This is a genomic window from Idiomarina loihiensis L2TR (assembly GCF_000008465.1).
GTDB classification, from domain to species: domain Bacteria; phylum Pseudomonadota; class Gammaproteobacteria; order Enterobacterales; family Alteromonadaceae; genus Idiomarina; species Idiomarina loihiensis.
In genome coordinates, this window is record NC_006512.1 from 2,121,012 (window position 1) to 2,146,838 (window position 25,827).

The window sequence follows — 25,827 nt, forward strand, 5'->3', positions numbered from 1 at the left end:
TTAACGCCAGTATTCGGCTATCCACTTGGTTGGCAGAACCTTACGGTACCACTTGCCGCTTCGGCCTTCCAACGCATCATCCGGATGCGGCTTGCCGTGGAAAATAATAACTTTTGCTTCTTCCGGAATACGCGGTTCCTGAAAGAAGCTAAGTGGAAACGGACGCAGACAATGGCGCTTAAAGCTACGACACCACTTTTCCGGCCAGTACGTCAGCTTGTTTTGGCGATCGACAAAATGGGTAATATATTCCTGCTCATTTCGTACGTCAGCGATAGCCGCTTTCGGATCTTTTTTCAGATGCTCTAACGCGTCTTCATGAGCGCCAATATCAAAACGAAATACCGATGTATTCCCGGTAGCGTCAGATTTATCCCACTCTTTGATCACCATAAACTCACCTTCCGGCTCAAAGAACTCGTCCAGACTACCAACAATAATAATATCCAGATCCAGGAATAAAGTCGGGCCTTCAAGATCATAAAGCGGGTTCGCAAAGCAGGTAAGCTTTAACCAGCCGTGACCTTTTGTCCACGGAACTTGTTCATCAAAGTCTTTAAAGCCAATTTTAGGAATAGCTTTTACTTCAATGTCGTCATTGATACCCTCAAAGTCATCGGTGAAGCAGACAAAACGAAACGGTCTACTAAGATGGCGACTGACCATTGAATGCAATGTATTGACGTAATCGGGGCCATATTTTTTACCCCATTTAATGCAAATGACATTGACCGTTTTTTGCTCTGATGAATTCTCGTTACCCGCTGCCTGGTTCATAACTGCTCCTGAATCTGAAACTACCGCGCATAATGCCATATTTTGGGGCATTTAGGTATGCCGATCTGAATCCCTGAATAGAACGTAATGAAGCTATCAACCCTAACTCCTCACTGTTTATGAAAATTCATACTCTACGACTCATACTTGGCGACCAACTCAATGCCAGACATTCGTGGTTCAGAGAAAAGGACGCGGGTGTACTTTATGTAATGATGGAGCTCAAACAAGAAACTGATTACGTTGTTCACCATCGGCAAAAAGTATTAGCTTTTTTCGCAGCGATGCGGGCTTTCGGTAACGCTCTGAACACTTCAGGACATCAGGTAAACTATATAAAACTTGATGATGATACTAATGAACAAAGCCTGACTCAGAACCTTCAGCAGTTAATGAAAAAGTACGAAGTGACCACTCTGGAATGTCAGCAACCCGACGAATACCGGCTCGATCATCAACTGAAAAGCTGGGCCGGCGCCAATAACATTCATTTAAGCTGGTTTGATACAGAGCACTTTCTTACCGGCCGCAACTCGCTAAAAGAGTATTTCCCCAATAGCGAAAACTACTTAATGGAAACCTTCTACCGAAGGGTACGTAAGCAATACGATATTCTAATGGATGGAGGACGTCCGACTGGTGGCCGCTGGAATTACGATAAAGAAAACCAGAAAAAGGTTCCCGCAAGTCATGACGTAGAACTGCCTTTAATCTTCTCCAATGACGTATCAGATATAGATGAACTGCTGCGTAGCAGTGAAATTAAGACCATGGGACAAGCGAACGCGGCTCAACTGATATGGCCGGTTAACCGAAAACAGTCTAAGCAGTTGCTTGAACATTTTTGTCAATTCGGACTCCCTGATTTTGGTCGTTATCAGGATACAATGGCAACAGAAAACAACGTTGGGAAGGCCCACTGGAGTCTTTATCATTCAAGGCTTTCATTTTCTCTAAACACCAAAATGCTGCATCCGTTAGAAGTGGTTAACGCTGCTATTGATGCCTGGTCGAAAAACAAAGACACCATTTCCCTAGCCCAAATTGAAGGCTTTTGTCGGCAAATTATTGGCTGGCGAGAGTTTGTTCGGGGTATTTACTGGGCGCATATGCCCGACTATAAAAATCTTAACGCACTTAACCACACCAGACCGCTACCGGAGTTTTACTGGACTGCCAATACCAAAATGGCATGTTTGCATTACGCCGTTAAGCAGTCGTTAGACTATGCCTACGCCCATCACATACAGCGGTTAATGGTAACCGGAAATTTCGCTCTGCTGGCCAGCGTATCACCGGACGCTTTGGATGACTGGTATCTTGGTATTTATATTGATGCCATTGAGTGGGTAGAACTACCCAATACTTGCGGCATGAGTCAGTATGCCGACGGTGGGCTAATAGCAACCAAGCCCTACATTGCCAGTGCCAACTATATGCAAAAAATGGGGCACTATTGTAAAGAGTGCTATTATGATCCGAAGAAGAAAACCGGCGAAAAAGCCTGTCCTTTTAATAGCCTGTACTGGCATTTTATTGAACGTCATAAAGAACGCTTTAAAGACAATCACAGAATGAGCATGATGTATCAGGTCTGGAATAAAAAAACCGAAGAAGAACAGCAGGCGTTAATGAAACAAGCCGAAACTTATTTAGATAATATCAACGAGTTATAAAAGGAAGCACAATGAAAAAATGGATGGTGTCATTACTTTTTACCTTTCTACTGAGTGCCTGTAACTCTCAACCAACACCGGTAGCCGAAGTTGTTGACGACTTTGAAGCCGAGCGTTACCTGGGAAAATGGTACGAAATAGTCCGCATGCCACACAGCTTTGAAGAAGGCTTGCAGGGTGTTACGGCAGAGTATCGCTTAAATGGTGATGGCACACTGGAAGTGACCAACCGGGGTTATCACACCCAAAATGAAGAATGGCAAACCGCTATTGGATTGGCTGAGCCAGTCGAAAACATGGAGGCCGCATATCAGGTCACCTTCTTCTGGCCCTTTTATGGCGGATATTACGTAAGTTGGTTAGGTGGTGATTATCAGCAGGCTATAGTAACCAGCGACTCACACGAGTATTTCTGGTTTTTATCCAGAAGTCCTGATGTTTCTCAGGCAGATATTGATTACGCTTTAGCCAAGGCTCATGAGTGGGGATATGACATCGACCAGATGATCATTGTTGATCATCCGGCCGAGTTAAGAGACGCTAATTAACTAAAACGACGCGCAGCACCCTTACCGGAGTTGCGCTTAGGTCCGCCACGAGCATCGCGGTCACGCGGTGGGCGTGGCGCACGTTTAACTTGCTCATCACTTAGCTCAAGACCCATAGGCTGTTGACGCACACGAGCTTTTTTCAGTACGTGCATAATGTCTTTTGGCATACCTTTTGGTAGCTGCACTAAAGAATGATTATCAAACAACTGAATTTGCCCAATATACTTGCTGTCCATTGATGCTTCGTTAGCAATAGCACCAACGATGTCACCAGGACGAGCGCCGTGCTCACGGCCTACCTGAATTTTGTAGGTTTCAAAATCGACATCCGCTGCACGACCACCACGTTCGGCACGAGGTTTACGCTTATCGCCACGGTCACTGCGTTCATTGCGACCTGAGCGTTCGCTACGCTCGTTGCGTGCTTCACGTACCGGACGGTCTTCTTTCAGGAACAACGGGCGCTGCTCATTATGCTGAGCCAATAACGCTAAAGCAATTTCTTCAGCACTTAACTCTGACTGTTCCAGCCACTCGCCTAACAGTTTCTCTAGCTTAGGCTTATCGGCGCTTGCAGTTTCAGGAGCCAGTGACGCCTGCAACTTCTCTAACAATTGTTGCTGACGGTACTTGCTCAGTTCATTTGCGTTTGGTACTTCAAAGAACTCAACCGGTGCATTGGTTAAGCGCTCATAGTGACGCAACAAATGACGTTCTTTTGCACGGAAGAAAAGAATCGCTTCACCGGTACGGCCCGCACGACCAGTACGTCCAATACGGTGAACATAAGATTCAGTATCGCTTGGTAAGTCATAGTTAATAACGTGCGTAATTTCAGGAACGTCTAAGCCACGAGCAACAACGTCGGTCCCTACCAGAATTTCGATGTGTCCACTACGTAACTGACTGACAGTCTGCTCACGCTGAGCCTGGTTCAAGTCACCGCTTAATGGCGCCGCTTTAAATCCGTTGCGTTGCAATAATTCAGCCACATCCATCGTATCCTGACGGGTACGTACGAAAATCAGTGCGCGCTGATACGGAGTCACTTCTAACAATCGAGTCAGAGCGGTCATTTTCGTCATGCCCTGAACTTTCCATGCTTTCTGCTTAATCGTCGCTTTTTCGCGGGCAATAGCTTCAATCTGAATGTTCAGCGGATCTTTCAGGAAAGTTTTTGCCAGTTTGCGAATTGCATTCGGCATAGTTGCTGAGAATAACGCGCGTTGCGCCGTATTCGGTACAGCTTTTAGAATCGTCTCGATGTCTTCAATGAAACCCATGTTAAGCATTTCATCAGCTTCATCCAGAACGCCCACTTTCAAACCATCTAGTTGCAGGACGTTTTTATTCAATAAGTCGATAAGACGACCCGGGGTACCAACAACAATAGCGGTTCCCTGCTTCAGGGCTTTAACCTGAGGACCAAATGGAGCGCCACCGTAAACGGTTGCTACGCCAACGCCACGCATTTTCGCAGCAAAGCCTTCAAGCGCTTCAGCTACCTGAATAGCCAGCTCACGAGTTGGAGTTACGACTAATACTTGAGTTTGCTTAACCGACGCATCAATTTTTGCCAGTGCAGGCAGACCGAATGCAGCAGTTTTACCGGTACCGGTCTGAGCTTCGCCCAGCACGTCTTGCCCTTCCAGCAATGCAGGAATAGCCTGTAGCTGAATAGGAGTCGGAGTTAAAAACTGCATTGCGTTTAATTGTTCAAGCACAGCACTAGGTAAGGCCATGTCGTTAAACGACAGACCCGTTTGAGTATTTGACATATTTGTCTCACTTTATTCCCGTTTGCCCATTGGCAAACACAATAAAAAAGGGGTTATGGCCCGGCAACAGGAATCAGTGTTCAGTCTCTAAACTGTCTGGACTGGAATCAGGCGCTGCAACCCCACGAATCAAGGGTGACCGCTGCCTCATCAGTTATGCGGTGTTCCTTGAGGAACGGCGGATTATACGTTTTTTTACTCAAAAAGCAATGCCTTTGACCTTTTTTTCACCAAACGCATCTATTTCCGTCAAAATAATCGAAAAAGTTGAACCATTTCTTTTTATATTGCCTACATTATTAGAGTTATTCTCAAATTTGGAGGAATTATGTCAGCACATTCTATGTCATCCCTGACTAAGAAAGACTGCTTTATTGAAGGTCACTGGGTTCCTACGGACAAACGTTTCTCAGTCACTAACCCCGCAACTGGCGAAGTAATAGCCGAGGTTGCTGACGCTGACGAAGATTTAACTCAACGTGCCATAAACGTTGCAGAGACAGCTCTTAAAAGCTGGCGCAAGAAAACCGCCCGTGAACGCGCGATGCTGCTGCGTAAATGGTACGAAGCCATGATGGACAACAAGCAGGCACTGGGTGAATTAATGAGTGCCGAGCAAGGTAAGCCCGTCGCCGAAGCCGTTGGCGAGGTCGAATACGGCGCCAGCTTTGTTGACTGGTTTGCCGGTGAAGCTGAACGCATCGATGGCGATATATTACCCAACGCTGATAGCAGTAAGCGTGTAATGGTCACTAAAGAGCCGGTTGGTGTCTGTGCGGCCATTACCCCATGGAATTTCCCCAACGCCATGATCACTCGTAAAATTGCGCCGGCACTGGCAGCGGGCTGCACTATCGTGGTTAAGCCACCGCAATTAACTCCGCTTTCTAGTCTGGCATTAGCCCAACTGGCTAGTGAAGTTGGCATTCCCGACGGCGTTATTAATATTATTCCGACCAGCGATGCTAAAAGTGTAGGTAAACGTCTGGCGACCTCACCACAGGTTCGCAAGCTGTCATTTACCGGCTCTACAGGTGTCGGGAAAATTCTAATGCAGCAATGTTCAGAGCACGTCACAAAATTGTCTCTTGAGCTTGGTGGTAATGCTCCATTCCTGGTCTTTGACGATGCCGATATAGAGCAAGCCGCGGAACAGCTAATAGCCTGCAAATTCCGCAATGCCGGGCAAACCTGTGTTTCAGCGAACAGGATACTGGTACAACAGTCTGTAGCCGAAAAATTTACCGACGCGGTTGTCAGTAAAGTGAAAGCTCTGAAAGTAGGGCCCGGTACAGAAGAAAATGTCGACCTAGGTCCGCTTATCGATCAGGACGCTGTTGATAAAGTACAACGTTTAGTACTTGCTGCTAAGTCTGACGGTGCAACCATAGAAACTGGCGGTTCAGTAATGACCGAGTTAGGCGATTTATTCTATGCGCCAACGGTCATTACAGGTGTAACCGAAGAAATGGATATTAGTGAAGAAGAAATCTTTGGTCCGGTAGTGGCTATTAATACCTTTGAAACAGAAGAAGAAGGCATTGAAAAAGCCAACAATACTCCATTTGGCCTGGCTTCTTACTTCGCAGCCAAAGACACCGCTCGTATTTTCCGTGTAAGTGATGCGCTTGAATACGGCATGGTTGGTGTGAATACTGGTGGCATATCGCACGCTTATAATCCATTCGGTGGCATCAAAGAATCCGGTGTTGGCCGTGAAGGTTCTAAGTACGGTATTGATGAATATCTTGAGTTAAAAACGGTGACTCTTGGCGGACTTGGATGAACCCGTTTGAAAACACACTGAAGCAATTAAAAAGCCATTTTGACAGCGGGCTCACTCGTCCGCTGTCATGGCGTTTAAATCAACTTCAGCAACTTCAGCGATTTCTTACGGAGAACGAAAAGTCTTTACTGCAAGCTCTAAAGTCTGATCTCAACAAACACCCTAGCGAAGCGCGTTTAACTGAATTACAGTTCCTCCAAAGCGATATTAAGCAGACAATTAAAGCTCTGCCAAAGTGGAGCAAGCCTCGCAAAGTGGGTAATCCTTTACTGGCGTGGCCGGCAACCAGCCAGTTAATTCCTGAACCGCTTGGCGCCGTACTTATTCTGGGAGCCTGGAACTACCCTTTACAATTACTTCTGGCGCCTTTAATTGCAGCCATTGCCGCTGGCAACTGCGCTGTCATAAAGCCCTCTGAACATGCAACAGCAACAGCAGACCTACTGGCTCACCAGTTACCAGACTACCTGGACAATGCCGCAATAAAGCTCGTGACAGGATCCGTAACCGAGTCACAACAACTGACAGCACTGCCCTTCGACCACATTTTCTATACTGGCGGAGAAAACGCAGCCAAAGCAATTATGGCGTCTGCCGCAGAAAACTTAACCCCGGTTACGCTGGAGCTTGGCGGTAAAAGCCCGGCGGTAGTTTTAGCCGACGCACCCATTCAAGTTGCCGCCCGCCGTATTATCTGGGGTAAGTTTCTTAATGCAGGCCAAACCTGTATTGCGCCGGATTATGTGCTGGTAGAGGATAGCGTGAAAGAGCCGTTAATTGCCGCCATGCAGCACGAACTCATCAGTTTTTACGGTGAAGATCCTCAGCACAGCAGTGATTACGGCAGGATCATCCATCAGCAGCACTGGCAGCGCCTGACGCAAATGCTGGAAGGCGAAAACGTGGTTGTCGGTGGAGACTCTGATAAGAGCGAACGTTATATTGCACCCACAATAGTGGATGGTGTAAAAGACGGCAGTGCGCTCATGCAGGAAGAAATTTTTGGTCCAATATTGCCTGTTATAACCATTAAGTCAGCAGCGGATGCCATTGAGGAAATCCGTCGTCATCCAAAACCATTAGCACTCTATGTGTTTAGCAACAATCAGCGCCTGCTTGATTTATTTACACAGCAAGTGTCTGCCGGCAATGTTTGTTACAACGACACACTCATGTTCATGCTGAACGACGAATTGCCTTTTGGTGGCGTTGGTCGCAGTGGTATGGGTCGCTACCATGGTAAATGGGGCTTTGATACCTTCAGCCATTTAAAACCCGTGATGACACGCAGTTTTCGTTTCGACGTCGTTTTGCGCTACCCGCCTTACAGCAAGTTAAAAGATAAAATCTTATCCTGGTTTAGTCATTAACCATTGAAATTATGGACTCGCGTCTGCATATCTCTGATAACAGAGATTAAAGTGGCTTATTAAAACAGGAGCGTCGCAGCTGATGTCCGAATCCAATATCGTTAACCTTGACTTGCAGAACTTTCAGCAAGTTTTGCTGGAAGGCTCAAAAGAAAAACTCATTATTATCGATTTTTGGGCTGACTGGTGTGAACCCTGCAAACAACTTATGCCAGTGCTTGAAAAGCTGGCTATGCAATACAGCGACCAGGTTATTCTGGCCAAAATAAATTGTGATGAACAACAAGAATTAGCCGCCCAGTTTGGTATTCGCAGTTTACCTACCGTAGCCTTTTTTAAAGACGGTCAGCCAGTTGACAGTTTCGGTGGAGTGAAAACCGAAGGTGAAATTCAGGAAATACTAACGAAACACCTGCCCAGTCCGTCAGACGACTTAATTCAACAAGCTCAGACAGCTATGGGCGAAGGTGACGCGAATACGGCTTATACTCTGGCTAAACAAGCTTACGATTTAGACAACACTAATATGCAGGCTCTTAAACTGCTAGCCGAAGCTGCGGTCGATGCTGGCCGGTTGGATCAGGCCAAAGAGCTGGTCGCTAAGATTCCACTGGTAGAGCAAGACGGTGACTACCAACGTATAAAAGGCAAGCTTGAGCTGGCGGAAGACGCCGCTGACTCTCCAGAGCTACGCGCTTTACAGGAGCAAGTAGAAAATACCCCCGATGACCTGGCTTTAAAATTACAGTTAGCACTTAAGTTTCATGAAGCAAGTCGTGATGAAGAAGCCCTGCAGCAGATTTTCACTGTATTAGGTAAAGACGTCAATTTTGCTGATGCGAAAAAATACGCACTCGACATTATCAATTCATTACCCGATGGTGATCCTCTGGCAGCGACCTATCGTAGAAAGCTTTACAGCACAATGTATTGAAGACCTGTATTGATGGTTGTTCACTAGCAGCAGTGTTTGGCCGGCTTCCCCAGCCGGCTTCTTTTTGTCCTGACGTTTTGTGATAATAAGCTCATGCAGGAAAACTATAATCAAGACATTCAGTCCGGTGCGCTCCAACCCGATAAATATCAGTTAGAGGCGGTAAAGGCGCTGCAGCAACGACTGGACTCACTTGCTCGCGGACATAAACCGAAAAGTCTTTACTTATTTGGCCCGGTCGGCCGAGGGAAGACCCTGCTGATGGACATGTTTTATCAACATCTTCCGAAAAGTCAGTCTATTCGGCTGCATTTCCACCATTTTATGGCCAAAATCCACGAAGAACTGAATAGCCTTCAGGGCGAAGCTAACCCGATGCAGATTATTGCTAAGAGGTGGTCACAGCACTATTCGATAATCTGTCTGGATGAGTTTTTCGTTGAAGATATTGGCGACGCAATGATTTTAGCCGGACTATGGCATGCGCTGTTCAACGAGGAGGTTAGTTTAATAACAACCTCGAACGCCCCACCTAATGAGCTTTACAGAGATGGTTTGGCGCGCCATCGCTTCGAACCTACAATAGAGTTGTTGAATAAGGAGTGTGACTGTCTGGACTTGGGTATGGGCGTTGATTATCGCCGACTGCACGAAGCCGATTTACCCTATTACCTTAAGCAAGGCACGCTGCAACAGCTCCGTTCACTCGCAGAGAGTCATTTCGGCCGCACAAAAGAAACCCCCTCCGTTCGGATAATGAAGCGTGAAATTCCGTGCTTATGGCACAACAATAAAGTGATTGGTTTTGACTTTATGTCTCTCTGCTCCGGCCCCAGAAGTCAGCGCGACTATATGGAACTGGCCGATCGTTATGCTGCTATAGCGGTGCATCAGGTTCCGGCTTTTTCTTATATACCAGATAAAGACCTGGTACATGGTGTAGAGGAAACATACCAGCGCGAACATCAGGCAAATATTGTCAGCAAACTGGATAACGAAGCCCGTCGTTTTATAGCTCTGGTCGATGAGTGCTATGACCGAAAGTGTCACTTATTGGTAACCGCCGAAACCGACATCGATAAATTATATCAGGCCAGACAATTGGCTTTTCCTTTCCGGCGTTGCGTTTCACGACTTTTTGAAATGCAGCAATGGGGTGACTCAGTTGCAGGAAACACGCTGGTAAAAAGACGCCAATCTGTTCCAGAGAGTTGAATTCCCTGTATTTACCAGCGTGTTAAAACTGAGTTAATTAAATGTTATATGACTTGCAACAAATTCCAATATTACAATTGTCATGGATGTTAAAATAAGTTTTGTTTCCAAGCCGGATTTCCCGCATTCTGCCGCACAAACAGTAATTAGCTGCTTGCCGTTAAATTAACGCCTTGCTAGGATTGCTGGAATTTGCTGAACAGCAGCGCTTAAAAAGCGTAAAACAAAAACGATAAAAGAAGGTTCAGAATGAGCGAACAACGCGATCAATTTAGCTCTAAGATTGGCTTTATATTAGCGGCGGCAGGTTCTGCCGTCGGCATTGGTAACTTAGTTGGGTTCCCCGTTGCTGCCACTAAAAATGGCGGTGGGGCATTTTTAATTATCTATGCGTTATTCGTTGCCTTTATCTGCGTGCCAGTTATGTTGGCAGAAATGGGCCTGGGCCGACGCGCTCAAAAAAGCCCTCTGGGATCTTACAAAGCATTATCGCCAAACAATAAAGGCTGGCATCTTGCTGGCTTACTGGCAGTTATCACGCCATTTATGATTGCGGTTTTCTACATGGTCATCACGGTGTGGATCTTCGGTTACCTCTGGCATTCAGTTACCGGCAACCTCGATATGCTCGCCGACGCCGAATACTTTGGCCAATTCGTAAACGACTACGGCTTTGTTGGTTTCCTTATTGCAGTGACAATAATCGTCAATGTTATCTTGCTTGGTGGTGTTCGTCAGGGGATAGAGAAAGCCGCGAAATTCCTGATGCCAGCGCTGTTTATTATGCTCATTCTGCTGGTTATCTTTGTTCTGTCACTGGATAACGCCGTGCTCGGACTTGAGTTTTATCTGGTTCCCGACTTTTCAAAAATTGATGGTTCAGTAATCAACGGCGCATTATCACAGGCCTTTTTCTCGTTATCTCTCGGTATGGGCATTTTAATAACCTACGGCTCTTATTTCAGCCGCAGGGACGACATTGTGACCTCTGGAAAACTGGTTGCTTTAACAGATACAGCCGTTGCTTTTACCGCCGGTTTAATGACTCTGCCCGCGATATTCGCCATCAATCCCAATACCAACCCGGATTCATTGAGTGACTCCTCGGTTAGTATGATTTTCTCTTTCTTTCCGCAAATCTTTATCGCTCTGGAAGGCGTTGTCGGCTATGTTGGCGCAAGCATTGCCGCTACTATCTTTTTCCTGCTGACCTTTATTGCTGCTATTACATCTTTGGTTTCTATTCTTGAAGTACCAACCGCAGCGGTTATTGAGCAAGCGAAGATAAGCCGTAAAAAAGCCCTGCTGGTTATGGGTATCGCCGTTACTGTACTGACTCTTATTGCCGCGACCTCTTTTGGTTTTGTTCCGGCATTCACTGAGTTTACTTTCTACGCTGACACGCCTAAGTCAGTTTTTGATGTAATCTACGACGTTTTTTACGACACCATCTTGCCACTGAATGGCCTTTTGATTTGCTTGTTTGTCAGCTTCCACTGGCGCCGTAAAAACCTGGATGCAGAACTTGCTGAAGGCAACCCCGGTTATCCGAATACACTACTGGCCAAATATGTACGTCTATCTATCTGTACATTCATTCCCTTGATATTAGCGGCGGTATTTATTAATACAGTGTTAACTAAATTCTTCGCTTATCCTATTTTCTAAAATGGCAGAGCGCAGCGGTTACCGACAACTTCAACTGCTGCAAGATGCGAGCCTCTGGCGCGAATACTGCGAGGCTCGCTCTGAAAGTTCTATCTACTTATCAAACCTACAGACTCATGCCGATGCCGTACTCTCCCGTTACCGCGATTATCTGGGGCATGAGTTTGAACAAGTCTGGATAGACTGCCACGACGGTTTGCACGCCGACGCCATAGCAGCGCTTTGTGGCACCGTTACCGCCGGTGGTCTGTTGTCTATTTTACTCCCGGCTGAGAGCAACGCCATGAGTCACCGCATGGAGCGTTTTGCCGCAAAGCACTTTGCCGAATCAAACATCAAACCCTATTCATCGGTCAATAAAACTGAAACACGCTCAGCAAATGAGACGCTACAGCTAACGAATGAGCAGAACTCTATTTTTAACGCTCTTACACAAAGCACAGCAAAACCATACGAAACTCATATCATTACCGCCGAACGCGGCCGCGGTAAAAGTACCCTGTTAGGCCAGGCGCTTGCCCAAGCAAAAGAGCACCGCTCGATTATTGTGACGGCACCGCGAAAAGCCAATGCGAAAGTTTTACTACAGCAAGCGCCGGAAGCTCATTTCGTCGCCTGGGATAAGCTGCTGGAACAACCCGGTAATTCGGAAGTAACATTAATTATTGATGAAGCTGCGGGTCTGCCATTGTGGGCAACAGAACAGCTATGCCAAAAATTTAATCCCTGGTTGCTTGCCACAACCGTTGCTGGTTATGAAGGTTGTGGTCGTGGTTTTGCTGTGCACTTTACCGACTGGGCCAGGAAAACCTTGCCACAGGTATCTGTTCACCAGCTAACTCAACCATTACGCTGGCCCGCAAATGATCCATTAGAGCAGTGGCTGACCGAGACTTTTCTACTGAACGAGCAACCAGTAACACAATTCGGGAACCGGGAGTCCGGCACTTTTATTAAACACGCATCGGAACTTGAAGAAGCTTTGCTGCAACAATGTTTTCAACTTCTTCTCAGCGCACATTACCAAAGTAGCCCGAATGACCTTAACCTGCTGCTGACCGAACCCGGACATAAGCTCGCATATCAGTCCACAAACGGCGAAGTTACTGCGGTTGCCTGGCTTATGAGTGAGGGACCCATTTTATCGCCATTAAAAGAAGAAGTCAGACAAGGGCAAAGACGCCCCAAAGGAAATTTACTGCCTCAGGCCATAGGCTACTTTCTGCAACAAGACTGGGCTATGGATTTACATTGGCTAAGAGTTGCACGTATTGCGGTACCAGCTGCGAAAAGACGACGTAAAGCCGCCTCCGAATTGCTGGCTGAGATTTACCGGTGGGCACTGGACAACAATTACCAAATGCTGGGCACCAGTTTTGCCTGGTCACCGGGACTAGATAATTTCTGGAAGAAAAATGGCTATGCCCTTTGGCGCCTCAGTAGCCGTATAGACAGTGTGTCCGCACGGCCGGCGGCTATTTATGCACTCCCACTAACCAATGAATTCACTGAATTATACCGGGTATGTCAATTGCTCGGTCAGTGGGGACAAAACCAGCTACAATGGTTGTCAGGCGGTAAAGAAACTCTGCAGCTAACAGAAGAGCGCAATAAGATAAGAACAAGCCTTATTCAAGCCTATCGCAGTAAGACTATCCCGTTTGACGCGGCACATTTTGCCTTAGCTCAGTGGTTCTACTGGCAACATAGTAATCACCCTCTAACCGAACTGTTGTGTAACTCATCGACAACACTCAAACATCTGGGCGAGTATTGGGGTGGAGTATCTCAGCGTCAGGCGAATGAAAATCTCTGTAAAGAAGTATGCTTACTGCACTAATGTGACTTGTTGTTTTGACAGCAAATTCCTATGATCACCGCAGAACCTAAACAGGAAGCCCAACCATGACTCGTTATTCAGCTTTTATTCTTTGTTCAACTGTGTTGATACTGAGTGGCTGTAGCTCGTTTGAACAGGAAAAGGAACAACCTAAAGGCCCTTACCCCGAAACTAAAACCGTCGAGCAGCAAGATGATTATCACGGTACCCGGGTTGAAGATCCTTACCGCTGGCTAGAGCAGGACAATCAGGAAGTGTCTAATTGGGTGGATGCACAAAACCAGTTATCTACCCCTTTATTGCAAAATCTTCCGGCGTTCGCGGACATTAAAGACCGCATGACTGAACTGTGGAATTATGAAAAAGTCAGCACGCCTTTTCGCTATGCTGACCGGTATTTCTACTTCGCAAATGACGGCCTTCAAAATCAGTCCGTGCTATACACCATGACCGATTTAAACAGTGCGCCGGATATTCTGATTAATCCTAATAACTTCAGCGACGACGGAACCGTGTCGCTGGCACGTATTAACGTTTCTCCCGACGCTACCTATGTTGCTTATGCCACTTCTGACGGCGGCAGCGACTGGACGGAAATAAAAGTCCGTAATGTAGAGTCAGGAAAAGACACCCGCGACGTTATTGAAGGGGTTAAATTTACCGAAGTTGCCTGGCTACCAAATGAACGTGGTTTTTATTACAGCCGTTATCCTGAAAATAAAGACGGCAGCTTTGATGATACAAAACCCGTCAGTGTTTATTTTCATAAATTGGGAACCGAACAAAGTGACGATGAGCTGATTTTTGCTTTTGACAACCAGCCCGAACTAAACCCTTACGCCAAAGTATCAGACGACGGTAAATACTTACTTATTGATGTTTTTAAAGGCTACGACGCTAATGCCGTCTACCTGCGTCCGCTAGCACAGGAAAATGCACCTTTTAAAGGGCTTTTCACCAAGTGGGACGGCCAATATCAGTACGTTACCAGCCAAAAAGGCCTGCTGTATTTTAAGACTACTAATGAAGCGTCGACAGGTCGTGTCGTTGCCGTTGATCCTAAACAATCTGAACCTGAGAACTGGACAGAAATTATTGCTGCAAAAACTCATACACTGAAAGACGTACATGCAGTAAATGGTCAACTATTTGCGCATTATTTGCAGTCAGCGCGCTCGCGAGTGGCTATCTTTGATATAAAAGGAACCATGCTTCAGGAGCTGGCTTTACCCGGTATTGGCTCAATTAGCGGTTTTGAAGGCAGCCATAAAGCACCCGATGTATTCTTTTCCTTCAAAAGCTTTACCGAACCGGGAAAAATCTATCGCTACCAGCCTGACCAGCAACGTACCACCTTGTGGTATGAAACCAAAGTGCCAGCCGAATTAGATCAATATACAACTGAGCAAGTGGTATACAACAGTGCCGATGGCACCGAAGTTCCAATGTTTTTAGTGCACGACAAGAACATTGAGCTTAACGGCGAAAACCCAACGCTGTTATATGGTTATGGCGGTTTCAATATTTCTATTACGCCAGATTACGACACAACCCGTCTTGTCTGGTTAGAAATGGGCGGCGTACTAGCCATTCCAAATCTTCGCGGCGGCGGTGAATTTGGTGAAATGTGGCATCAACAAGGCACTAAAGAAAACAAGCAAAACGTCTTTGACGACTTTATTGCCGCGGCTGAATGGTTAATAAACAACAACTACACCAACAAGAACAAGCTGGCTATTCAGGGACGCAGTAACGGCGGTTTATTGGTCGGCGCTACCATGACTCAGCGTCCTGAGTTGTTTGCCGCAGCCCTTCCTGCCGTTGGTGTTATGGATATGCTGAGATACCAACTGCCCAGCGCCAATGCACGAGGCTGGGGTAGTGAATTTGGTTTAAGCGAAAATAAAAAGGACTTCAAAACTCTTTATGCTTATTCGCCGGTGCACAATACCGAGAGCGGCACCTGTTATCCGGCAACACTCATTACCACCGGTGACCACGATAATAGAGTGGTTCCATGGCACAGCTACAAGTTTGCGGCGGCATTACAACGTGACCAAAGTTGCGACCAGCCGATACTGTTAAACGTAGAGACTCGCGCTGGTCATGGAGCCGGTACGCCAACCTGGATGCGCATTGAAGAACACGCGGAAAACTGGGCCTTTTTATACAAGCATTTAGGTATGAACTCAGAGGTTGTACAAAGCAACGCTTCTGAATGATGATTTCATAAAAATATGCTATCTTTCGCAGCAACTTTATTAGTTAAAAGATTTCTGTGAAGGATAGCATTCATGTCTAAAGTTCTAATTATTGGTGCCGGCGGTGTTGCTGGCGTAGTCGTACAAAAATGTGCAGGCCTACCTGAAGTATTCTCTGAGATTCATCTTGCCAGCCGTACCCTTTCCAAATGTCAGGCTCTGCAGGAAAAAGCCGGTAAAGACCGCGTTGTAGGAGTGTATCAGGTAGACGCCGATGACTCTGCAGAAGTAGCTGAGCTTATTCGCGGCATTAACCCGTCACTGGTTATTAACGTTGCGCTTCCATACCAGGACTTACCTATCATGGATGCGTGCCTCGAAACCGGCGTGCACTACCTGGATACCGCAAACTACGAACCAAAAGACGAAGCTAAATTTGAATATTCGTGGCAGTGGGCTTATCAGGAACGCTTTAAAGAAAAAGGTTTAATGGCCTTGTTGGGTGCCGGTTTTGATCCGGGTGTGACCAACGTTTTTACCGCTTATGCCGCCAAGCACTACTTTGACGAAGTGCATTATCTGGACATTGTTGACTGCAACGGTGGTGACCACGGTCAGGCCTTTGCAACCAACTTTAACCCGGAAATTAATATTCGCGAAATTACCCAAAAAGGTAAGTATTGGGAAAACGGCGAATGGCACGAAACCGACCCTATCAGTGTGCGTAAAGATCTGGACTACCCTAATGTTGGTGTTCGCCCGTCTTACCTGTTGTTTCACGAAGAGTTGGAATCGCTGGTTAAGCACTTTCCAACCATTAAACGCGCGCGTTTCTGGATGACTTTCGGTGAGCAGTATCTGACTCACTTACGGGTACTTGAAAACGTTGGCATGACCTCTATCCAGCCGGTAGAGTTTGAAGGCAAAAAAATTGTACCGCTCGAGTTTCTGAAGGCGGTACTGCCTAACCCGGGTTCTCTGGCGGAAGGCTATACCGGAAAAACCTGTATTGGTACCTATGTCACAGGGCTGAAAGACGGTCAAGAGAAGACTATTTTCATCTACAACAACTGTGACCATGCCGAAACCAACAAAGAAGTTGGCGCCCAGGCAGTCTCGTACACCACCGGCGTACCGGCAATGATTGGCGCATCGATGATGTTGCAGGGTCATTGGATGGAACCAGGCGTCTGGAATATGGAGCAGTTTGACCCGGACGAGTTTATGGAGCGGCTAAACAAATATGGCCTTCCATGGCAAGTCCTGGAATGCGATAAGCCATTTGAGAAGTAACAGAGAAGACAACGCATGAGTCAATATACATCGCCGGAAATTCCGTCTCCTTGCTATGTGCTGGACGAAAAGCTGCTACGCAAGAACCTCGAGCTGATGCAAAAGGTACAGGAGCAAAGTGGTGCCGACATTATTCTGGCACTGAAAGGCTACGCCATGTGGTCAGCTTTTCCGCTTATTCGTCAGTATCTGAAAGGCTGCACAGCCAGTTCTGTCTGGGAGGCAAAGCTGGCAGCGGAGGAGTTTTCGCGCGAAGTTCATGCTTATGCGCCAGCTTATAAACAAGAAGACATCGACGAACTGCTGCCGTTAGTGAATCACTTGTCTTTCAACAGTGTCTCTCAATGGCACAAGTACCGTGAACAGACAGCTGATGCCGGAGTTTCCGTTGGTCTGCGTATTAACCCGGAGCATCAGGAAGCTGAAACTGAGCTTTATGATCCCAGCGCACCGGGCTCTCGTCTGGGTATTCGTGCCAGCGAACTTAATCAGCAGGACTTAACCGGCGTTGAAGGTTTGCACGTGCACAACCTGTGCGAGTGCGACTCTTTTGCCCTTGAGCGCACACTGGACGCCGTGGAAAACCGTTTTGGCGAACAGCTAAAACAAATGAAATGGTTGAATCTGGGTGGCGGACATCTCATGACCCGTCAGGGCTACGATGTTGATCATCTGATAAAACAGTTAAAGCGCCTGCGCGAAACCTACGACCTTCAAGTGATACTGGAGCCCGGCTCTGCCGTTGCCTGGCAAACCGGTCCGCTGGTCTGTGAAGTGGTGGATATTGTTGAGAACCAGGGGCAAATTGCTTTACTGGATATTTCAGCCACAGCGCATATGCCGGACGTGCTGGAAATGCCTTATCGCCCGGTCATTACCGGAGCAGGTTTACCAGCAGAAAAAGCCTTCAGTTATCGCTTAGGCGGCAACAGTTGCTTAGCCGGTGATGTTATCGGTGAGTACAGTTTTGATCAGCCGCTGGCTGTTGGCGACCGCCTGGTGTTTGAGGACATGATGCATTACACCATGGTGAAAACGTCTTTCTTTAACGGTGTTCAACACCCAGCCATTGGTATTTTGCGGGAGAATGGACAGTTCGATTGTGTACGACAATTTAGCTACGAAGATTTCCGCAATCGCTTGTCTTAAACACAAATAAGCTTTCGCAGTTCAAATCAAAGGCCACTTAGTCCTATATACTCTAATCAAGTGGCCTTTTTGCTTTCTCAACCACCGAAGGTGGCATTCTCTCAGCCAGCTTTGCAAGCTTCTGTTCAATATCCGCATAAGTCCGCTTATCAGCGGTAATTGAATTATGCAGCCAATGATAAGCTTTTTCATAATCATAAGGGCTGCCTTCATCGGCCAGCAGAATATCGGCAAAGCGTCGTTGCGCAGGCAAATTTCCTAACGATGCGGCTTCACGAAGGTACAGAATGGCACGCTCAATGTCTTTTTGCACCAAAACCCCTTCATGGTAATAGCGACCTAACTGCTCCAGAGCTTCCAGTAAGCCATGCTGAGCTGCTTTCTCCATATACAGCAGGCCAAGTTCGGGGTCACGGTCATAACACACACCCCAGGCCATCATGTCGCCATAAAGAAACTGATAAGTCGGTCGGCGCTCAAGCTCGGCCTGAGCTTCAATATCCTGTGCCAACTGGCAGCGATCGGTATCGCGTACCCGTTTCAGATGCGCATTAGTTGCAAACATCTCAACCAGTTCCGCGTCTGAATATAACTGTACCGCTTCAACATCCTGCGCCTGCGCCTTGTGCATAGCGGTCAATCCGGCTACAGCAATCAGCATTGGAATGACTATCTTCATAAAGTTGCCTGTGGTCTCTCTGAATATACCTAAAAGCTTAACTGTTTAGGTTATCGGCACAGAGTCGCAAACCCTTAAACAACAAATCGTCATAACGACAGAATTCAACCGACAAGGTTCGCATCAAATGCTCACCGTCACCACCGGTGACCACCACATCAAAAGGCTGGTCAGAAAAATAGCGGCCGGACAACTGAATCGCTTGTGCAATAGCACCGGTTAAAGCCGCTTCAGCCCCTTGGGTAATACCATCAAAAGTATCCAGCCCGGCAGCTAAACCATCACGCTCAATATCATTTACCGTAATGCCCTTTAAATTAGCCGTACCCTGACCCAAGGCATTTAGCATTAACTGTCGTCCGGGAACAATCCAGCCGCCAAGATGACGGCCATCAGCCATCAACCAGTCAATGGTCAGCGCAGTACCCGCATCGACAATCAGTGCGTTCTGTTTCACTTGCTCATGACAACCGAGTAAGGCCATCCAGCGATCCGAGCCGAGGCGCTCAGGTTCTTTAGTGTAACCATTAGTAACCCCTGCTTGCTGTGCTCTGGTTTTTTGCCAGAAAACTTTTATACCCAGTTCCGCCAGCGAGCTATTTAACGTATCCATCACCTGAACAGCGGCTACACTGCAACCAATGGCCTGTTGCTCTCGTTCTAGCTGGCGAGAGCTTACAACCTCAAGTAACAAATCTTTTAGCGGCTGACTTAAATCGTTTAGCCAGCTTTGATGAGGAATCGCACCCAGAATCTCAATTTTGTCGGTGTCAGCATCCCACCATGCAAATTTGCTGCGAGTATTGCCCGCATCAATTAGTAGCATCTTGCGCCCTCAATGAAACTTCACCACCAAAATAACGACGTACGCCCTGCTCATCTTCTACCAGTAACGCACCATTTTCGTCGATTCCACGACAGGTTCCTAAACAAACTCTCTGCCCCATAATGAGCTTCACCGGCTTGTCCAAAAAGCAGTCGTAGCGGCGCCAGCTTTGCTGAAACGCAGCCAGCCCGTGTTGCTCGTATTGCTGTAAAGCCGACAGTACAGAGGCACGTACCTGCGCCGCAATATGATTACGCGACATTGGCTGCGGCAATTCGGAGTTCAGATCCGTCCAGGCCTGATCAATGCTCGCACCAACATGCTCTGGCATGGTTAAATTAATGCCAATGCCAATAATGCTGTGCGCAGCGCCTTCCGGCGAGGTTTCAAGATCGACCAGTATTCCGGTCACTTTCTTCCCGCGAATATAAACATCGTTAGGCCATTTTACGCTAACGCCTTCAATACCCAGGTCGGTAAAACATTCCGCTAAGGCGACCCCAGCCGCAAGGCTTAACCCCATGGCGCCATGAATACCTTCATCCAAAGGCCAATACACACTAAAGTAAAGGTTATTGCCAAAGGGCGAAATCCATTTTTTTCCACGACGCCCACGTCCGGCGGTCTGAGCTTCGGCGAAAATAGAAAAACCCGCTTCTAAAGGCCCTTCTTTGGCCAGTTCTTTAACCCGGTCATTGCTGGAATCAACCACCGACTTCACTTCAAACTCCGGCGACTGCCGCCACTTTTCCGGGCTTTCATTTTCAATAACCCTGGCCTGCAAAAGCTCAATCGGCCAGGCAAGCTTATAGCCTCGCCCGGTAACCGAAAACAGCTCCAACCCAAGCTCTTCTAGTTTATGAATGTGCTGGTTTACCGCTGCCCGAGATATAGCCAGAGACTCACCAATAGCCTGCCCGGAATGAAACTCACCATTAGCCAGTAAAGTAATTAACTGATCAAGACGTTCCGCCTGCTTCATTTCTCTACCGCCAACTGCACAAGGCCATGTTGGCCCACCAGACGAACTTCAGGTTCCAGCATAATGCCACTGGCATCCGCCACTTGTTTCATAATTTTCAGTGCCAGTTGCGTAATATCACTGCCCGTGGCCTGTGCTTTATTAATCAGTACCAATGCCTGATGCGGGTTAACAGCAGCATCGCCGACAAACGCAGACTTCAGACCTAAATGCTCAATAAGCCACCCAGCCGCCACTTTCACATGGTTATCGGCTACCGGGAAATAGACCATGTCCGGCCATTTCTGCAACAGCCCATCAAGCTGCGCTTTGTTAATAACCGGGTTTTTAAAAAAGCTGCCTGCATTGGGTATAACTTTTGGGTCCGGCAGTTTTTTCTGACGCACTTCCACAACCGTATCGAAAATTTTCTGGGCACTCACATGCCCCTGAAGTTGGTTCAACGGAGCATAGTGAGTAACCGGTTGCCAGTCTTTGGGCAAGCGAAACACCACCGAAGTTATCAACCAACGCCCAGGGTGTTGCTTGAATACACTGTCGCGATACGCGAACTGGCAGGCTTCTTTATTCATAGAAACCCAGCACTTTTCTTTAATATCCCAGGCGGTTACCTGCTCAATAAAGGTTGACACCTCGACACCATATGCCCCGACATTCTGTACCGGAGCAGCACCAACTGAGCCCGGAACTAGCGCTAAGTTCTCCAGCCCGTCGATACTTCTTGCGCGTAAGTCAGCAACAAAGTTATGCCAGTTCTCGCCTGCTGCGGCAGTAATTAAATACGAGCTTTCCTGTTCTTCAATACAGACACCCAGTAGCCGGTTGCAAATGACGGTTCCATAAAAGTCATCAACAAATAAGGTGTTACTGCCCTCACCAAGCAAATAATAAGGTTCTTCAAATGCTAACTGCTCAACGTCGTCGCTGCTTTTCAGTTCAATTAACGCACGGCATTGTGCCGGGAGTTTAAATGAGTGTCGCTCGGCAAGCTCTATCAACTTCTGGCTCCTCCCGCCTTTCGGGTACTAATGTATTTTAAAAATGCTTTTAATGCGGCAGGTTTAGCGGGTTTAGGTAAAAACTGCAGCCCGCTTTTGCGGGCCGCCTGCTTCACGGCATCGTCACGCATCGCTGTCACCAAAGCAGCCGGTATCTGTTGCTGCCAAATATCACGTAGTTCCTGCGCCAACTGCAAGCCGTCACCGTCACCTAACTGGTAATCTAATAACAGTCCGTGCGGCGCTTTGTTCTGGCTGTGAGCCTTAGCATAGGCTAAAGCTTTGCTATAACGATTAAATGTCAGGGCTTCGCACCCCCACTTATTCAGCAGCGCACTCAACGCACTTAAATTTTCATTGTCGTCATCGACCACAATAAGCTGTAAAGGATCAGATAAAGCATCTTCCAGTTGTTTTTTCGGTCGGCTGACAACCTGAGCAGCATTGCCTAACGGCACTCGTACCGAAAAACACGAGCCTTTACCTTCAACCGACTCAACCTGTACGTCACAGTTTAACTGCTCACCCATACGTTGCGCGACACTTAATCCAAGGCCGACACCGTCTACGGTTTGGTTCTGCACTCGATAAAATGCATCAAATACCTTATTTTGCTGCTGCGCTGCAATGCCCGGCCCGGTATCCCACACGGCTATCTGAAGCTCATCTCCGCGTTTGCGCACGCCCAACAGCACGCTGCCCCTTTGGGTGTATTTTATGGCATTAGACAAAAAGTTCTGCACAATTCGGCGCAAATACGTTGGGTCGGTATACACCGGCCGGTCTTTATAGAACGCACGAAAATCCAGCTTTCGTTGCTCTGCCAGCACTGCATATTCTTCAACCAAAGGCTCCAATAATGAGCTAAGTTGCACATGCCGGAACTGCGGTTTTAAAGCCCCCTGATCCATTTTTGCTATCGACAATAAAGTAGAGAGTAAATGCTCTGTTGAACCAAGCGCGGTGTCCAGCTTGCCAACCAGAGACAAATTCCGCTCCGAAAGTTCTTTCTCCTGAATAGCCGAAAGGTACAACCGCGCCGCATTAAGAGGCTGCAAAATATCATGACTGGCCAACGCCAGAAAACGTGTTTTAGAAGCATTAGTCGCTTCCGCTTCAGCCTTGGCTTTTTTCAGCTCGTCCTCAACTTGCCGGCGCCTGTCTATTTCCGCTGTCAGCTCCTGGTTTATCTCGCGTATTTCCTGGGTCCGAACGTCAACCCGCTGTTCCAGATCAATATTGGCATCTTCCAGTGCCTGCTGGGTTTCAACGTGCGAAGTAATGTCGGTAAAGCTGGTAACGAAGCCTCCGGTCGGCAAAGGGTTACCTACCATTTCTATAACCCGGCCATCGGCGCGCCGGCGAATAAACCGGTGTGCCGATCCCAGCTGCATATAGCGCAAACGCTTATTCACCAACCCGTCAACGTCACCGGGACCACATTCTCCGCGCTCTGCGTTATAACGAATAAGGGTCGCTATGGGCTGTCCGGGTTTCACCATGCCCTCAGGGTACTGGAATAAATCCATATAGCGTTTATTCCAGGCCACCAGCCTCAGCTCCGCGTCAACAACACTAATGCCCTGAGCCAGGTTCTCCAGTGAGCTAAACAAAATAGATTGCTGAGTTTGCAGAGCTTGCGTTGTATCGTCAAAGAAGTGAACAACTTCTTCTAAATTTAGCTGCTTATCGCGCAGTGCAGCATCGACAAGAGAGCGCGCCGTGGCAGAGCCAAGTACACCAGCTATCGCTCTTTCCACAAAACTGATAAAGGTTTTTTCAGCCACACCTTCCAGCGGAAGCTCAGTGTTTTCCGGACGCTGATAATACTGCATTAACTGCTGAGCCCGTTCCGCCCCTAAAAAGGTCCTTAACAGCAACAACATATCGGCATTGGTAGCACTGTCGTTTTTGTTGAAATGCAAATCGGGTAAAGCGGCTCGGGGTTTAACAAAAGCCGTTGCCTGAATACGATCAACCAGACGTGGTTTTGCCAACAATGAAAATACAATGAACCCGAAGCAATTTAAGGCTAAAGAAACCACAGTACCGCGGGTTATTATTTCCACATCGGTCAGTTGCAAGTCGGTGTAAAGTGGTATTAGTACCGCTAAAACCCAGCCGACTGAACCTGCAGCCAACCCGGCGTAAACACCCCGCGCGTGGCCTTTACGCCAATACAGAGCGGCCAGCAACGCCGGCAGCAACTGCAACACCAACGAGAACGCCAACAAACCAATACTGACCAGGTTAGTCCGGGCTGCCCAGAAGTAATAACACAAGAACGACAGCACCATAGTAACGGCAATAGCCACACGCCGAATTAATAGTAAGGCCCGGTCGTATTCACGACGCCGATGTTTTAGCGGCAAGCGCGACTCGCGCTGCAGCAAAATGGGCATGATAACGTCGTTAGTTATCATGGTGCTTAAGGTTACGGACGCGATAATCACCATGGCTGTTGCTGCGGATATACCACCAATAAAAATAACCAGTGATAACCAAAGCTGGTCTTTGAGTAACGGCAGTTGCAGCGCAAACGTTGAACCGTCGGTGGTTGCTGACAAATAGAAAGTTCCTGCAATAGCAATGGGGACAATTGCGGCAGCGGTCAGCGCCAGATACAGAGGAAAGCCCCAACGAGCCGTGCGTAAATGCCGGACATCAACATTGTCCACTACCGCCACATGAAACTGTCTGGGTAAACACAAAATTGCCCCGGCCGCCATCAGGGTTTGTACAATGAACTCAAACTCGCCAAAGGCTGCAAATGACCACTGAGGTTTCGTTGCGTCACTGAATGAACTGAATAAGTCCGATTGCGCGTCTCCCTGAATCAGGAACCAGGCAAAAACACCAGCTGCCAGCAATGCAACCAGTTTGATCATCGACTCAACAGCAATAGCCAGTATCATGCCACTGCGATATTCAGTGACTTCGACGTGGCGGGTACCAAACAACATAGCAAAAATTGCCATTAGCGCAGCAGCACCCAGTTCTTTTATCGAAAACTGTGCCATCACTCCAGAGCTTTCAGTCAGAACCGCAAAGCTAATGCCCACAGCTTTTAACTGAAGCGCAATGTAAGGAATAATAGCAACGGCAGCAATGGCGGTAACAGCCACGGCAAGCCGGCGGCGTTTACCAAAGCGGGAAGAAATAAAGTCGGCTATTGAAGTAATATTTTGTTGTTTACTAACCGAAACCAGCTTTTCCAGAATTCGGATACCAAACAAGAACAGCAAAATTGGCCCGAGCAAAATAGGAAAGAACGCCCAACCGTCAACTGCTGCATTACCCACAGCGCCGTAATACGTCCAGGACGTGCAGTAGATGGCCAGCGACATAGAGTAGACAACTGGCTTGTGACTGATTTTATTCGCCCACGAGCCTAAACGGTCGCCCCAGGTGGCAACTGCGAAGAGGAAAATCACATAAGCCAGCGAGGCAAATATCAGTAACCAGGTCATAATTGCAGACGTTCAGCCACCAAAACTGCCTGGGTACGACTGTACACTCCCAGTTTGCGGAAAATTGCCGTAATGTGTGCTTTGACTGTTGCTTCAGTAATGCCCAGTTGATAGGCAATTTGTTTGTTCAGCAAGCCTTCATGAAGAAAGTGCAAAACCCGGTACTGCTGCGGGGTAAGCTCCGAAACCTTTTGTGCAAGCTGCTGATCTTCGTCCGAAATCACATCGAGACGTTCTCTGTTTTCTTTCGGAACCCAGGTGTCGCCCTGCAGGATGGTATCTATTGCTTCGGCTATTTCTGCAGAGGGTAATGATTTTGGAATAAAGCCCAAAGCCCCAAAGCCAATGCACTTGGCCACAATCGAGGAATCCTCACTACCGGAGATGATGGCAACAGGAAGCAGCGGATAGTCTTCTCTGACACGAATAAGACCATACAAGTCACCACTGCCGGGCATGTGTAAGTCCAGCAGCAATAAATCGACATCGTCGTCGTTATTCAGTGCAGTCAGAGTTGAGTCTAAGTCTTCAGCTTCGCGTAAGGTCAGCTCAGAAAAGTGATTCGCGAGAGCGCCCTGCAGCGCCTCGCGAAACAATGGGTGGTCATCTGCGATTAAAAATTTCGCCATGAGAT

Annotated in this window: 19 protein-coding genes; 11 read left to right on the forward strand and 8 right to left on the reverse strand. The window is 47.5% G+C overall.

Going from position 1 to position 25,827, the window contains the following annotated elements:
* A complete protein-coding gene (locus IL_RS10220) occupies window positions 1–777 on the reverse strand; it encodes a hypothetical protein (protein ID WP_011235216.1) in 777 nt (258 codons plus the stop codon).
* A 119-nt stretch (window positions 778–896) separates the two neighbouring features.
* Here IL_RS10220 and IL_RS10225 point away from each other — a divergent pair, with 119 nt between their 5' ends.
* Window positions 897–2,453: a cryptochrome/photolyase family protein gene (locus tag IL_RS10225; protein ID WP_011235217.1), complete on the forward strand. Its 1,557-nt coding sequence runs from the start codon at window positions 897–899 to the stop codon at window positions 2,451–2,453.
* Between the two features lie 11 nt (window positions 2,454–2,464).
* Complete coding sequence (locus IL_RS10230; protein WP_011235218.1) at window positions 2,465–3,001, forward strand: lipocalin family protein; 537 nt, start codon at window positions 2,465–2,467, stop codon at window positions 2,999–3,001.
* Here the strand turns inward: IL_RS10230 and IL_RS10235 are convergent.
* Window positions 2,998–4,782, reverse strand: a complete 1,785-nt coding sequence (locus IL_RS10235; RefSeq protein WP_011235219.1) for a DEAD/DEAH box helicase — start codon at window positions 4,780–4,782, stop codon at window positions 2,998–3,000. The two genes, IL_RS10230 and IL_RS10235, sit on opposite strands and share 4 nt — an antisense overlap.
* Window positions 4,783–5,125: 343 nt before the next feature.
* Between IL_RS10235 and IL_RS10240 the strand changes: the two genes are divergently transcribed.
* From IL_RS10240 to nspC, 9 genes are all read left to right on the forward strand, one after another.
* On the forward strand, window positions 5,126–6,568 hold the full coding sequence (locus tag IL_RS10240; RefSeq protein WP_011235220.1) for an NAD-dependent succinate-semialdehyde dehydrogenase: 1,443 nt from the start codon (window positions 5,126–5,128) through the stop codon (window positions 6,566–6,568).
* Window positions 6,565–7,938 carry an aldehyde dehydrogenase family protein gene (locus IL_RS10245; protein ID WP_011235221.1) on the forward strand — a complete coding sequence of 458 codons (1,374 nt, stop codon included), beginning with the start codon at window positions 6,565–6,567 and terminating at the stop codon, window positions 7,936–7,938. The genes IL_RS10240 and IL_RS10245 overlap by 4 nt, the downstream gene beginning before the upstream one ends.
* A gap of 82 nt (window positions 7,939–8,020) precedes the next feature.
* On the forward strand, window positions 8,021–8,872 hold the full coding sequence (trxA, locus tag IL_RS10250; protein ID WP_011235222.1) for a thioredoxin: 852 nt from the start codon (window positions 8,021–8,023) through the stop codon (window positions 8,870–8,872).
* Between the two features lie 93 nt (window positions 8,873–8,965).
* Window positions 8,966–10,087, forward strand: a complete 1,122-nt coding sequence (gene zapE, locus IL_RS10255; protein WP_011235223.1) for a cell division protein ZapE — start codon at window positions 8,966–8,968, stop codon at window positions 10,085–10,087.
* Between the two features lie 249 nt (window positions 10,088–10,336).
* Entirely contained in the window at window positions 10,337–11,755 is a 1,419-nt protein-coding gene (locus tag IL_RS10260) for a sodium-dependent transporter (RefSeq protein WP_011235224.1), read from the forward strand.
* A gap of 1 nt (window position 11,756) precedes the next feature.
* The gene (locus IL_RS10265; protein ID WP_011235225.1) at window positions 11,757–13,595 is read left to right on the forward strand and encodes a tRNA cytosine(34) acetyltransferase TmcA; all 1,839 of its coding nucleotides are present in this window, start codon (window positions 11,757–11,759) and stop codon (window positions 13,593–13,595) included.
* 65 nt (window positions 13,596–13,660) lie between these two features.
* Window positions 13,661–15,817, forward strand: a complete 2,157-nt coding sequence (locus tag IL_RS10270) for a prolyl oligopeptidase family serine peptidase (RefSeq protein ID WP_011235226.1) — start codon at window positions 13,661–13,663, stop codon at window positions 15,815–15,817.
* Between the two features lie 72 nt (window positions 15,818–15,889).
* Window positions 15,890–17,089 carry a saccharopine dehydrogenase family protein gene (locus tag IL_RS10275; RefSeq protein WP_011235227.1) on the forward strand — a complete coding sequence of 400 codons (1,200 nt, stop codon included), beginning with the start codon at window positions 15,890–15,892 and terminating at the stop codon, window positions 17,087–17,089.
* Between the two features lie 15 nt (window positions 17,090–17,104).
* On the forward strand, window positions 17,105–18,238 hold the full coding sequence (gene nspC / locus IL_RS10280) for a carboxynorspermidine decarboxylase (RefSeq protein WP_011235228.1): 1,134 nt from the start codon (window positions 17,105–17,107) through the stop codon (window positions 18,236–18,238).
* 52 nt (window positions 18,239–18,290) lie between these two features.
* Here nspC and IL_RS10285 read toward each other — a convergent pair whose 3' ends face one another.
* Genes IL_RS10285 through IL_RS10310 form a run of 6 tightly spaced genes read right to left on the reverse strand, consistent with a single transcriptional unit; the run spans window position 18,291 to window position 25,822 of the window.
* Window positions 18,291–18,917, reverse strand: coding sequence for a tetratricopeptide repeat protein (locus IL_RS10285; RefSeq protein WP_011235229.1), 627 nt, complete (start codon window positions 18,915–18,917; stop codon window positions 18,291–18,293).
* A gap of 37 nt (window positions 18,918–18,954) precedes the next feature.
* A complete protein-coding gene (locus IL_RS10290; protein ID WP_011235230.1) occupies window positions 18,955–19,743 on the reverse strand; it encodes a type III pantothenate kinase in 789 nt (262 codons plus the stop codon).
* Entirely contained in the window at window positions 19,730–20,725 is a 996-nt protein-coding gene (gene birA, locus IL_RS10295) for a bifunctional biotin--[acetyl-CoA-carboxylase] ligase/biotin operon repressor BirA (protein ID WP_011235231.1), read from the reverse strand. Before birA ends, IL_RS10290 begins: the two co-directional genes overlap by 14 nt.
* Window positions 20,722–21,723: a UDP-N-acetylmuramate dehydrogenase gene (gene murB, locus IL_RS10300; protein ID WP_011235232.1), complete on the reverse strand. Its 1,002-nt coding sequence runs from the start codon at window positions 21,721–21,723 to the stop codon at window positions 20,722–20,724. Before murB ends, birA begins: the two co-directional genes overlap by 4 nt.
* Entirely contained in the window at window positions 21,720–25,193 is a 3,474-nt protein-coding gene (locus tag IL_RS10305; protein ID WP_011235233.1) for a PAS domain-containing hybrid sensor histidine kinase/response regulator, read from the reverse strand. Before IL_RS10305 ends, murB begins: the two co-directional genes overlap by 4 nt.
* Entirely contained in the window at window positions 25,190–25,822 is a 633-nt protein-coding gene (locus IL_RS10310; RefSeq protein ID WP_011235234.1) for a response regulator transcription factor, read from the reverse strand. The genes IL_RS10305 and IL_RS10310 overlap by 4 nt, the downstream gene beginning before the upstream one ends.
* Window positions 25,823–25,827 lie beyond the last annotated feature (5 nt).